Origin of the sequence: Phocaeicola faecium, assembly GCF_014837055.1 — a bacterium.
Classification (GTDB): domain Bacteria; phylum Bacteroidota; class Bacteroidia; order Bacteroidales; family Bacteroidaceae; genus Phocaeicola; species Phocaeicola gallinarum.
This window is the reverse complement of the sequence record NZ_JACSPQ010000017.1, coordinates 234,562-248,146: the sequence shown is the minus strand read 5'-3', so window position 1 is coordinate 248,146 and position 13,585 is coordinate 234,562. Positions and strand designations below refer to the sequence as shown.

Annotated in this window: 8 protein-coding genes and 1 tRNA gene; 1 reads left to right on the top strand and 8 read right to left on the bottom strand. The window is 44.4% G+C overall.

The window, feature by feature from the left end; all coding sequences use genetic code 11:
• Window positions 1-56: 56 nt before the first annotated feature.
• From clpX to H9626_RS12125, 8 genes are all read right to left on the bottom strand, one after another.
• A complete protein-coding gene (clpX, locus tag H9626_RS12160) occupies window positions 57-1,307 on the bottom strand; it encodes an ATP-dependent Clp protease ATP-binding subunit ClpX (protein ID WP_191710627.1) in 1,251 nt (416 codons plus the stop codon).
• Window positions 1,308-1,357: 50 nt separating this feature from the next.
• Entirely contained in the window at window positions 1,358-2,029 is a 672-nt protein-coding gene (clpP, locus tag H9626_RS12155; RefSeq protein WP_191710626.1) for an ATP-dependent Clp endopeptidase proteolytic subunit ClpP, read from the bottom strand.
• Between the two features lie 140 nt (window positions 2,030-2,169).
• A complete protein-coding gene (gene tig / locus H9626_RS12150) occupies window positions 2,170-3,516 on the bottom strand; it encodes a trigger factor (protein ID WP_191710625.1) in 1,347 nt (448 codons plus the stop codon).
• Between the two features lie 216 nt (window positions 3,517-3,732).
• Window positions 3,733-3,805, bottom strand: a tRNA-Pro gene (locus H9626_RS12145).
• Window positions 3,806-3,974: 169 nt separating this feature from the next.
• Window positions 3,975-6,509 carry a hybrid sensor histidine kinase/response regulator gene (locus tag H9626_RS12140; RefSeq protein WP_191710624.1) on the bottom strand — a complete coding sequence of 845 codons (2,535 nt, stop codon included), beginning with the start codon at window positions 6,507-6,509 and terminating at the stop codon, window positions 3,975-3,977.
• 3 nt (window positions 6,510-6,512) lie between these two features.
• Window positions 6,513-7,838 (bottom strand): MATE family efflux transporter, encoded by a 1,326-nt coding sequence (locus tag H9626_RS12135; protein ID WP_191710623.1) that lies wholly within the window; start codon window positions 7,836-7,838, stop codon window positions 6,513-6,515.
• Between the two features lie 23 nt (window positions 7,839-7,861).
• Complete coding sequence (locus H9626_RS12130; protein WP_191710622.1) at window positions 7,862-9,100, bottom strand: M16 family metallopeptidase; 1,239 nt, start codon at window positions 9,098-9,100, stop codon at window positions 7,862-7,864.
• A complete protein-coding gene (locus H9626_RS12125) occupies window positions 9,097-9,897 on the bottom strand; it encodes a peptidylprolyl isomerase (RefSeq protein ID WP_178256231.1) in 801 nt (266 codons plus the stop codon). The genes H9626_RS12130 and H9626_RS12125 overlap by 4 nt, the downstream gene beginning before the upstream one ends.
• Window positions 9,898-10,270: 373 nt before the next feature.
• Between H9626_RS12125 and H9626_RS12120 the strand changes: the two genes are divergently transcribed.
• Window positions 10,271-13,579 (top strand): SusC/RagA family TonB-linked outer membrane protein, encoded by a 3,309-nt coding sequence (locus tag H9626_RS12120; protein ID WP_178255825.1) that lies wholly within the window; start codon window positions 10,271-10,273, stop codon window positions 13,577-13,579.
• Window positions 13,580-13,585 lie beyond the last annotated feature (6 nt).

Sequence of the window (13,585 nt, the reverse complement as noted above, 5' to 3'; positions counted from 1 at the left end):
AAATATTTCGGAGAATATTTTACCGAAGAAGTCTTTTTTTCAATGATTTTTTCTGATTATGCCATTTGCAAACGCGACAAATTAGCTTTGTTCATCTGCTCTTTGGCGTAATCTAACGTTACAACAAACTTATGCACATTTTGAGAAGGTATCTCAAACATGGTATCGTTCATTATCGTTTCTACTATGGAACGTAAGCCACGCGCGCCTAATTTATACTCTATCGCTTTATCTACAATATAATCAAAGACTTCGGGTTCAAACTCCAACGTTACATCGTCCATCTCGAACAGTTTGACATATTGTTTTATGATTGAGTTTTTAGGCTCGGTAAGGATATTACGCAAGGCCGTCCGGTCTAAAGGATTCAGATAAGTCAATACCGGCAGACGTCCTATGATTTCAGGAATCAGACCGAACGACTTCAAATCCTGAGGCGCGATATACTGCATTAAGTTGCCTCTATCTATTTTTACCGTTTCTTTAACAGCACTATATCCCACTACGTTTGCATTCAAGCGTTGGGCTATCTTACGTTCAATGCCATCAAATGCTCCTCCACAAATAAACAGGATATTCTTCGTATTGACCGGAATCAGTTTTTGTTCCGGATGCTTACGTCCACCCTGTGGAGGCACATTTACAACAGAACCTTCCAACAGCTTCAGCAATCCCTGCTGTACACCTTCGCCACTCACGTCGCGCGTAATAGAAGGGTTATCTCCCTTGCGGGCTATTTTGTCGATTTCATCGATGAAAACAATGCCGCGCTCCGCTTCCTCTACATTATAATCTGCAACCTGAAGCAAACGTGTCAGAATGCTTTCGATATCTTCTCCTACATAACCGGCTTCGGTTAATACGGTAGCGTCAACGATAGTAAAAGGAACGTGAAGCATCTTGGCAATCGTACGTGCCAAGAGGGTTTTTCCCGTACCCGTACTACCTACCATAATGATATTCGACTTTTCTATCTCCACGTCGTTTTCATCTTTAGGCTGAAGCAACCGTTTGTAATGGTTATACACCGCTACCGATAAATAACGTTTGGCATCATCCTGCCCTATAACGTATTGATCTAAAAACTCTTTAATATCTTTAGGTTTAGGCAGTTCTTTTAAATTCAAGTTTCCGGCAGAGCTATTTCCATGCTGGTGCAAGGCTTCTTGAACGATTTCGTATGCCTGTTCAGAGCAAGTGTCACAGATACATCCATTTACTCCTGTTATCAAAAAGCCTACTTCATCTTCCGACCGACCGCAAAAACTGCAACGCCGTTTGTTTTTCGATGTTTTTTTATCTTCCAATTTGCTTATACATTTATTTATATCAAATGCAAAAAATCTCTACAAAGAAATTATACCGCCGGCTTGCGAGAAAGCACCTCGTCAATCATGCCATACTCTTTCGCTTCTTGAGCCGTCATCCAATAATCGCGGTCAGAATCGGCCCACACTTTGTCAAAATCCGTATGCGAATGGTCTGCAATGATCGTATAAAGTTCTTTTTTCAGTTTCTGAATCTCACGGGCTGTAATCTCAATATCAGAAGCCTGACCTTGAGCGCCTCCCATCGGCTGATGAATCATTACGCGCGAATGAGTAAGCGCAGAGCGCTTTCCTTCTTTTCCGGCAACCAACAAGACGGCGGCCATCGAAGCAGCCATGCCCGTACATATCGTAGCAACATCGCTGGTAATAAACTGCATCGTATCATAAATACCCAGCCCGGCATATACCGACCCGCCCGGTGAGTTAATGTAAATAGAGATATCTTTTCCTGCATCGACCGAATCCAAGTACAGCAACTGTGCTTGCAGCGTATTTGCTGTATAGTCATCAATCTGCGTACCAAGAAAAATAATACGATCCATCATCAATCGGGAAAACACGTCTAACTGAGTTACATTTAACTGACGTTCTTCCAATATATAAGGATTCAAATAGCCCGCTTGCGACTTGATAACGTCATCAAGCACCATGCTATTCATTCCCAAATGCTTGGTAGCATATTTTCTAAAATCGTCCATTCTTATAATGCTTTTATGGTTTTTAGGCACGGGTTACAAGAAGTTACAAGGTCTTTCTTCAATAAAAACCAAGAAATCCAAGCAAGCCGTGCCTAAGAATAATTTTTCAGTCGGAAATCGTTAATAAAACGATTTACTTTTTATTGAAACATCTTGTTGAAATCTTCAACCGAAATAGCTTTATGATTCAACGTTACTTGAGTCTTCACAGCCTCAGCCAACTTCGATTCAATCACGCGGTTAACCAATGCTTCTACACTTTCACGCTTCTTCAACATTTCTTTTGAATAGTTTTCCAACAATTCATCGGGCACATTAATCATACCATACTGTGCGAACTGTGCACGAGTTGCTTCCTTAGCCATGTTGTTGATGTCAGCCTGCTCTACTTTAATATTATTTGCAGCCACTAGTTTTTCTTTAATCAAATGCCAAGTCAGCTCTTCAAGGCTCTTTTCGTAATTTTCATTTACAAACTCTTCACCTTTTTCTTTGTTGTTTTCCAGCATGATTCGTTTCATCAAGCCATCTGCAAATTCCAACTTGCCCACTTTACCCATTGTGTAAGTACGAACATCCAGCAAGAATTTATAATCGCTGTCTGATTCGAATTGTTTTGCAATCGCTTCTTTAATCTGAGCGCGGAATTCTTCTTCATTGTGAGCCTTGCCTTCGCCCAATACCTGATCGAACAGTTCTTGAGTCAAGTCACCCGGAATCATGCGAGTGATTTCTTCAATCTGGAAGCTAAAGTTACCTTTATGTTCTGCTACTTCTTCTTTCTTCAGTTTCAATAAAGAAGCCAATTCTGCATCATTATTATCAAAAGCAACCGAAGGATTGAATACCAGCACCGTGTTTACTTTCGCACCGTTGAAAATAGCTTTTTGGTCATCGTTCTTCATATAAGTAGGCATCATTACAGCACCTTCTACCTGAACGCCACCTTCTTTCGTGTTGCCATTTTCATCCAACTCAGCCAGCAAACCTTTCAACATATCGTTTTCCTGATATTCTTCCACCTTGTCATATTTAGCCGTACGCTGCGTATACATTTTTACCTGCTGGTCAACCATAGCGTCTGTCACTTCAATATCGTAATAATCCACCGTATCGGCATTCGATAATTCTAATTCAAATTCCGGAGCCAAAGCGATATCGAAAGAGAATTCAAAATTTTCGTCTGTTTCAAAGTTGGCATTGCTTTCTTTAGGCAGCGGAGTACCCAGCATGTTTACTTTGTTATCACGAATGTATTCGCCCACTTTTTCTTGCATCAGTTTGTCAACTTCTTCCACCAATACAGAAGTTCCGTATTGTCTTTTAATCAGCCCCATCGGAACCATACCTTTACGGAAGCCGGGCATATTTGCTCTTTGACGGATTGTCTTCAAAGTCTTATCAACTCTTTCCTGATAATCAGCTTTCTCAATCTGAACAGTAAGCAGCGCGCTTACCTTGTCTACGTTTTGCAATGAAATATTCATTTCCGAACTTATTTATTTAATTATTACTATTTTCCAATTTATGACTAAAGAGGTTGCAAAAATAGTGTTTAATCTCACAATTACCAAACAGTCAAGCTAAAAAATATAAAAAGGATAATCAGTACACAAGCGCAGCCAGACTCGCTTGAAAGGACCGTATAGGGGCAAAATACAGAGAGAGCGATAAAAGAAGTCTTCTCTTATCGCTCTTTGCTGTCGGAATGAGGCGACTCGAACGCCCGACCCCTACGTCCCGAACGTAGTGCGCTACCAACTGCGCTACATTCCGATTTTTGTTTGCTTTTCTTCTGAATTGCGGTGCAAAGGTAAGGACTTTTTTTGAACTACCAAACAAAACAAGAATATTTTTTTATTTTGTTTGTTTTTTTCTTCTTTTTCCTCCAACGAAGAGGTTGTCTTTATACATTATTCTTAGCTTTCCGGGAAGCTAAAAAACGCTAACGGTAGCGTTTTTCGAGGTCTTTGCCGCAAGCAATAATCTTTTCCGCTACGTCTATCACCTTGCGAGCTTCTTCCCCGGCTTTCTCTTGGAAATCAGTTTCTCCCCGCTTGCTTTCCAGCCACCGGAGGGAAGGAATAGCCTCTTTCGCATCAATCATTACAAAAGTAGGCAACATTTTGTGGGCTATCCCGCAAAGCATTTCCATATTCTTTTCTTCAATAGCCTTTTTCATCTGATTTACATTTTTCATTGTCTCCAGAACAAATGTCCGAAGGATTTCACCGGCAGCATCAGCATCATCTTCAGAAAAGGCTGTCAAAGATGAAAAATTAAACGGAGTTTTTTCCGCAGGTTGGGAAGCATCGGAGGAGATTTCATCCGCAGCCGAAGTTGCAGTCTGTTTTTCAGCCAATGTTATTCCCGAAAGGACCTCCGTCAGCACCTGCTGCAAATCGGAGCGATTAAACGGTTTCTGTAACATGCCGGAAAAACCTTTCTCCCGGAAATCGGCTTCAGTCAAATCGCCACGCGCCGTAATAGCTACCACCGGAACATTTTTTGCCTGAGGTATATTCATGTAGCGCAAGCTACGCAACAACTCAAATCCGTTCATTGCCGGCATTTGAATATCTGTAAATATAACATCGAAAACGTGTTCATGCAATAAATCGAAAACCTCTGCGGGCTGTTCACAACAGTATATCTCCGGTTTATTCCCCGAATCACGCGCCGCAAGCACATTATTTAATAAGGCTTCTGTAAGATTCATCTGAATTCTATCATCATCTATCAAAAGAATCCGGAGCGCTCTACTTGCACGGATAGGAACAAATGCTTTCGGCTCTGATAGGGGAGCGTTATCCGAAAGCGGCAACGGAATGGATATTTTAAAGGTACTGCCCTCACCGGGTGAACTTTCCACCTCTATGTTTCCTTTCAACAGGTCTACTAACTTATTAGTAATAGACAATCCCAGCCCAAAGCCTTCTTGCCCTTGCGCACTGCTTAACCGGGTAAATTCTTGGAATATGCGTTCTTGTTCCTGACGGTTCATTCCGCATCCGGTATCGGCTACGCTAAAAACAAGACATCCGGTCCGATAACCGAACGTCAGCGTTATGCTGCCCGCTGCTGTAAACTTCAAAGCATTAGAAAGCAGGTTTTCGGCTATCTGCCGAATACGGAAAGGGTCACCTTCTACATTCAGCGATGCCGGAAGATTTTCTTTCAGGTTTAATTCCAAACCTTTTTTCTCTACAAGCGGCAAAAAGCTGTTATAAATGTCTCCAAACAATTCATGAGGATTAAACACGACGGAGTGTAAGTCCATTTTTCCCGCTTCCAAGCGGTGATAATCAAGCAGCGAAGTTACCAAATCAAGCAGATGCTTAGCCGAACTTTTCATGTTCGACAAATAGAACAACTGGCGCTTGTCTTTCACAAGCCGGACAAGCAAGTCTATATATCCTATGATAGACCCTGCCGGAGCTTTGATATCATGAGTTATGGTCAACATTAACTTCTCGCGGGCTACAAGCAGGTTTTCGGCATATAGTTTCGATTTTTCCAGCTCACGGCGATAATGGTTACTGCGTGTCAGGTCGCGCCAGATAATGATAAAAAACACCAATACCAAAATAACTGCCAGTGTAGCTATAATGCCCATTGTTTGAGCTGCCTGTTGACGAATTGACCGATCTTGCTGCAAACGGTGGTAGGCAGCAGACAATTCATCCTGCTCAATACTTTCGAGCAACTGGTTTACTCGTTTGCTCAAATTAGTGCCGGCAATATGCAAACGGTTTGTGCGATTGGTCAACATGCGTTGTTGCTCCTGCCGAGTCTGGAACACCTTATCGTGTATTCCGGTCAGCATGTTAGCGATGGTGTCTATCGGGTTAAACACTTCGTCTATCGTATCGGTATAAACTTCCTCTATCACGTTATTCACCAAAGTTGAATCCGCCTTTCCCGGAGCAAACACATCTTTTACACGTTTGAAAAAAGGCTTCCGCCGATGATGAATCGTGTAAGTGTTTTGGTGAGTGATAACCTTTCTTCTTAAATGAGTTGCATTTTTCAATATAGAGTCTTGCTGAGCAATCAGACTATCCAATTGCTGCCGGTAAAGTTCGTCGGGTGGACTTTGACGCAATGCCTCCAGCACCAGCCTCATATTCTGCTCTTTATTGTGAAGCAGCGTACGCACCGTATCCAAACGGGCTTGTTGCAACGTGTCGGTCAACTGTGCCTGAAGGCTATCAAGAGCAATGCCTACTTCCTTCATTGCTTTTTTGTAACGCGGATACTCATAAATTCGTCCCACGTGAAGCGTCTGCCCTATGATTTCTGCCTCATACAGCTTGCTGATCAGATGGTGGGTAGTATGCCTGCGGTTGTTGATGTTTTCTTCCACACCGGCAGGCTCTATCAGCAAATTCATCTGGCGATAGATATACACGATAGCGCCCAAAAGCAGGGCTATGAGCAATATATATCCACAAGCGATTTTCGAGGAAGTAGAAAGCATAACTCAGACTCCTTTCTTTGTTTTATACCTGAAACGCAGGTAATACATAATGCCTGCCGAGGTTAAACCGAAGGGAAAAGCCATCCAGATTCCGGTAATTCCCCACCCGCAGACAAAGGCAAACAGATAGCCCGCAGGCAATGATATGATAAAATAGGCAATAAACGAGCACCACATCATCGGGCGTACATCAGCGATACCTCGCAAAGCATTCGCAAAATTGATTTGCAATCCATCACCGAACTGGTAGATAAGGAAGGGAATTATCAACTGGACAACCATTACACTGACGGCTGCATCGTCGGTAAACCATCCTCCGATATAATGGCGCAGACAAAAAATAGGAATGCAGGTTAGCACCAACAGGCATAACATCAGGTGGAATCCATTATTGGCTATTTGCTTTACCGATGTAATGTCTTTCTGACCGTAAAAATTACTGATACGTACAGAAACGGCCGCACCCATTCCGTAATACATCATGAAACAGACCTGAGATACGGCAATCATAACTTGGTGAGCCGCCAACTCCGTACTACCCAGCCATCCTACCATAATGGCACTCAAACTGAAAGAAGCCGTCTCCATCCCCATTTGTCCGGCAATGGGAAGTCCCAATTTGTTCAGCAACATAAAATCCTTACGGTTTACTTTACCACGATGGAATCCGCGTTTGAACACGTCGTAACGCGACGTGCCGAAAAACAGTGCAAGATAGGCAAGTACCATCAGGATACGGGATACGAGCGTGGACACACCGGCACCCGTCAGCCCCATTTCAGGCATCCCCAATTTACCGTAAATCAGAATATAGTTGCCGATAATGTTCAAAAGGTTTCCGCCCAATAAAATCCACATAGACACTTTCGTATCGGTAATGCCATCAGTAAATTGCTTAAACCCGTTAAACCACAATACAAAAGGCAACGAAACGAGCAATACCAGATAATAAGGACGCATAAAGGGCAACAGTTCTTCCGGCTGCCCCAAGCGGCCTATATTCTGATAAAGGGCAAACATTACCATGCAAACAATAACTGCCAACAGCGTATTTGCGGCGAGACTGTTTTTCAAAGCATTCCCCGCCTCTTCTTTCTTACCTTGACCGAACAGGCTTCCCACAACGGGAGTCAGCCCGTACGAAAATCCGGTACTGAAGATAATGGCAAGCGTAAACATGTTGTTCACAAAACTTGCCGCAGCAAGTTCGTTTGAACTATGATGACCTACCATCAGCGTATCGGCAAAACCCAAGATTATCACTCCTATTTGCCCCACAACGATAGGCAGGCCCAATTCAAGCAACGCCCGATAATGAGATTGTTTCATTTGTTACACTTTTTGGTATAAGTTCATGATTGCTTCTTATAATAAAGTACACTGCAATTTTCCGGTACGAAACACCGAGTTGCCACCTCCTGAATCTGAGCGGCTGTTACCGACCGATACTTGCCTACTTCATCATTTATATCTTCTGCCCGATTAACCAGCTCAAAGTATGCCAGATTGGTAGCCAGATTCAGATAATTCATATTATTGAATATCTGTTCGCTCTCATAGCGGTTTTTTACTTTCTCTAATTCCACTTCGGCTACGGGCACGGTTTTCAAGCGTTCCAGTTCTTCCCAAACAGCATGTTCCGCCTGTTCCAGCGTCACCCCTTCCGACGGTTTCCCGGTAACGAATATCAACCCTTCGTCCAAACTGCCCGATATATAGGCATCGATGGAAGTAAACAGTTTCCGGTCGTGTACAAGCGAGCGGATGAAACGGGAGGAACGTCCGCTCGACAACACATCGGTTATCATATCATAGACATAATAATCGGCGTGATGGCGGTTACACATGTGAAACGCCATGTACAAAGCATCAACCGGAACAGGACGCTCTACCGTCATGCGGCGTATCGAGGTCTGGAGTGTTTCTTCGGGCAACTTACGTACACGGACATCTCTCGACGGTATGCTGCCAAACCATTTCTCAGCCAGCCGGACTGTTTCGTCAAACGAAATATGTCCTGTCACAGCAAGAATCGCGTTATTAGGCGCATAAAAGCGGAAAAAAAAATCTTTCACTTCCTCAAGTGTGGCATTCGCTATATGGCTAATCTCTTTCCCGATGGTGGGCCAGCGGTAAGGATGAGTCTGATACGCCATTTCCCGAAGCAAATGGGAAGCATCTCCGTAGGGTTGGTTCAGGTTTCGCTGCTTAAACTCTTCGATAACTACCTGACGCTGTACCTCCAAACTGCGGGGAGAGAAATCAAGACTCAACATACGGTCGCTTTCCAGCCAAAAACCTGTTTCCACATTTTGGTAAGGCAAGGTTATATAATAATTCGTAATGTCGTTGTTCGTCCATGCGTTATTCTCGCCTCCTGCATTCTGCACGGGCGTATCATAATCGGGCACGTTTACCGAGCCACCGAACATCAGGTGTTCGAACAGATGGGCAAAGCCTGTATGTGCAGGGTCTTCATCGCGGGCACCTACATCGTAAAGTATGTTCAGAGCAACCATCTGTGTCGAGTTATCTTCATTATGTACGATGCGCAACCCGTTGGCAAGCGTATGTCGGTTTACTTGAATCATTTTTCCAACACCTCTGCTTTAAGTATTCGAATATTTGTCACCGGGCGGTCGGCACGGCCGGTCTTCGCGTTTCCTATTTTATCAACCACGTCCATGCCCTCTGTCACTTCACCGAATACGGTATAAGCTCCATCCAAATGGGGCGCACCTCCTACCGTGGTGTAGGCTTGAACTTGCTCTTTGCTGAACTGCAACGCCGGCTCTTTATCCACTTGGGCACGTGCTTCTGCCTCAAGTTTGTCTTGCAGTTCCAGCAAACCGTCGTTATCGCCCGCACGACGCATCTTGTAGATTTCTTTCATGTGCTTACGAGCCAGCTCATTGAATACTTCGCCTACGCGAGATTCATTCAACTGGTTTTCCAAGTCAATCAACTGCGCCTCGCTGAACTTTCTTCCGGTCACGATATAGAACTGGCATCCCGATGATTCGCGTTTCGGGTTCACTTCATCGCTCTGACGAGCAGCCGCCAGCACTCCCCTGCGATGGAAAAATTTCGGATTGATTTCTGCCGGAATCGTGTAACCCACGTCACCGTTTCCCAACATTGCCGTATCAGCCGCATCCTTACTCTTCGGGTCGCCTGCCTGAATCATGAAATTCTTAATCACGCGATGGAATAAAGTGCTGTCATACGTACCGTTTTTTACTAACTTAATAAAGTTATCGCGATGTTTCGGCGTTTCATTATACAGTTTAATCGTAATGTTTCCTTCTGTGGTTTCAAACTTTACCAACGTTTCATCTCCCTTGTTCATGGAATTGCTTTTTTGTTGACAGCCCGTGCATACCGCCATGCTCCAAGCCGTCAGGGTTAATAATAAAAAAAATACCTTTTTCATATTCTACGGTTGTTTGCCTGCAAAAATACGTTTTTTACCGCGAAGAATCAGCATGTCTGCCTTCCTTTTTACATGCCCAAAACGCATCCGCATGTGTTACCAAGTCTATCCCATAGCGTTTGCCAACGTTTCGAATAGAAATAAAATTTCATCCCGACAAACTTTTCAGGGGTTGTAATGCACAATTTTCACCCTATTAAAATGATTGCCAGCCCTTCTTCTTTGAACGATTTTCGACTAATTCTGCTTGATTTTTATTTATCCAATTATACAAAAATTTAATAGCTTTGCGTCGAATTAACAATCACATATCTTAAACTTGAAAAACATGAGAAACGATGTATTGATGAACAAGCGGCAACGGGCTGTCCTTTATTCCCTGTTGCTGTCTGCGGGTTTCATAGCAAGCCCAGCATCTGTATTTGCTGCGTCGGAATCATTTCCCGTTACGCAATCATCCCTCCAAAACAAAGTTTCAATCAGCGGAACAGTAAGAGACGCTATGGGCGAACCTGTTATCGGAGCCAGCGTAGTTGAGAAAGGTACTACAAACGGAACGGTTACAGACTTAGACGGAAACTTTTCTCTATCCGTATCTTCGGGCGCTACGTTGGAGATTTCTTTCATCGGCTTTAAAACACAAGAAATTAAAGTAGAACCGGGAAAAGCCATCAATGTTACCTTAAAAGAAGATACTGAAGTATTGGACGAAGTGGTAGTAGTGGGTTTCGGTACGCAAAAGAAAGTAAACCTTACCGGTGCGGTAGGTGTGGTTACGCAGGAAGAAATCGCTCAGCGTCCGGTTACCAACGTTACTCAAGCCCTTCAAGGTGTGGTTCCGGGATTGCAGATTACACAAACCAACGGTAGCTTGGAAAACACGCCGAGCATTAACGTACGTGGTACAACCACCATCGGACAAGGAACAAGCGGAGACCCGCTGGTATTGATCGACGGTATGGAAGGCGACCTGAATACCATCAACCCGCAGGATATTGCCAGCATTTCGGTTTTGAAAGACGCGGCAGCTTCGTCAATTTACGGTTCGCGTGCGCCCTTCGGTGTGATTTTAATTACAACCAAATCGGGCAGCACGGAAGGAAAAACAACCGTGAACTATAACAACAGTTTCCGCTGGGGTACGCCGGTAAACATGAATCACATGATGAACTCGGTGAATTTCGCCAGCTGGATGAACGATACGTTTGCCAACGGAGGTAACGGCGTATATTTCACTCCGGAACGTATGGATCAAATCGTAGCTTACCACAATGCACAGCCTTACGGACCGGGACAACGCATCACAGAAGACGGAACTATCTTATACAGCATCGGAGCTAACGAAAACGGACAGTGGCTGGATGGATATGCCAACGGTATCGATGATGTAGACTGGTATGACGCTATATATAAAAAATGGACGTTCTCTCAAGAACATAACTTCAGCGTAAACGGCGGAACGAAAAAGCTGAATTATTATGCTTCGTTCAACTACCTTGATCAGGGCGGCTTCATGGAGCTGGGAGAAGAAGGCTTGAAACGTTTCAACGCAACGGCTAAGATTGGCTCGGAAATCACCGAATGGTTACGGTTTAACTATACCATGCGTTTTACTCGCGAGGATTACAAGCGTCCGGCTACATTGACTGAAAGTCTGTATAACGATATGGCACGTCAGGGATGGCCGATTCTTCCGCTGTACGACCGCAACGGGTATTACTTCTCGGCTCCGTCTCCGGCTTTGGGCTTGGCAGAAGGTGGTGTAGATAAAACACAGACCGATGATACGTACCACCAAATCAGTTTCCAAATCGAACCGATCAAGAACTGGATTACACACATTGATTTCAACTATCATATTAATTCGGCAAACCGTCACTGGGACAGCCAGATGCAATATAACCACGACATCAATGGTAATCCTTACCGCTATACAGATAGTTCGAACGTTCACGAAGATTACTACAAAGAGAATTATTACAACTTCCAAGCCTATACGGAATACACGCATTCATTTAACGACAAGCATAACTTGCATGTAATGGGTGGTTTCCAAGCCGAGGATTTGAAACAAACTCAATTCGGATTGCAGAACAACGGTGTGATGTTCCCCGATAAATCGGAAGTGGACTTGACTACCGGACTGGATGTGAACGGAAATCCCATTACGCCGGACGTAAACGGTTCGCGCAATGAATGGACTACCGCCGGTTTCTTCGCCCGTGTAAACTATGACTTCGACGGCAAATATCTGATTGAAGCCAACCTGCGTGCCGATGGTACTTCACGCTTCCGTAAGGGAAATCAGTGGAAGGCATTCCCGTCTGTATCTTTGGGATGGAATATCGCACGCGAAAACTTCTTCGAACCGATTAACAATATCGTTGGTACACTGAAACTGCGTGCTTCTTACGGTTCGTTAGGTAACCAAAATACAACGAACTGGTATCAGACATTCCAAACCATGACAGTAGGTGCTTCTGACGGTTCATGGCTGATGAATGGGGTGAAACCGAATACGGCAACGGCTCCGGGACTTGTTTCTACGGTACTGACATGGGAAACCATCGAATCGTATAACGTTGGTCTTGACTGGGGATTGTTTGATAACCGTCTGACCGGTTCGTTCGATTACTACGTTCGTAATACCAAAGACATGGTGGGTAACGCTCCCGAACTTCCGGCTATCTTGGGTACTGATGTCCCGGTAACCAACAATACCGACTTGCGTACTTCGGGTTGGGAACTTTCTATCGGTTGGAACGACCGCTTGGATAACGGACTTTCTTACGGAATCAAATTCAACGTAGCAGATGCACGTACCAAGATTCTGCGCTATCCGAATAACCCGACCAATGCCGTTGATACTTACATCGCGGGACGTTACATCAACGAAATCTGGGGATATACCACGATTGGAATTGCCAAGACAGACCAAGAAATGGCGGACCACTTGGCTACTCTGCCTAACGGAGGACAAGATGCCTTAGGTTCATCATGGGCTGCGGGTGATATCATGTATGCAGATACCAACGGCGATGGAAGAATCTCAGGAGGTTCGGGAACATTGGGTGATACGGGAGACCGTACGGTGATTGGAAACAGCACGCCGCGTTATCTCTTCGGTCTCGACCTGAATGCAAGCTGGAAAGGATTTGATGTCCGCGTATTCTTCCAAGGTGTAGGTAAACGTGATTACTGGCAGGGAAGTACTTACTTGTTTGGTGCGGCAAGCAACGGACAGTGGTGGGCTACCGGACTGGAAGCCGTTTCTGATTATTTCCGTGATGAAAACAGCTGGTCAGTACAAAACGGTTACCAAGACGTAAACCTCGACTCTTATCTGCCGCGTCCGCTGTATAGCGACAAGAACCAGCAATGTCAAACGGGTTACCTGCAAAGCGCAGCTTATATCCGTCTGAAAAACTTACAGATTGGTTATACATTCCCGGCACGCCTCACAAACCGCTGGGGAATCCAGAATCTTCGCGTTTACTTCTCCGGTGAAAACTTGTGGACAGGCACCAGCCTTGCCTCTCAGTTTGACCCTGAAACCATTGCCGGAGGTAACGGTGGTAACGGTAACGCCTATCCGTTGTCAAAAACTTTATCATGTGGCTTAAACATTACATTTTAATTAAGA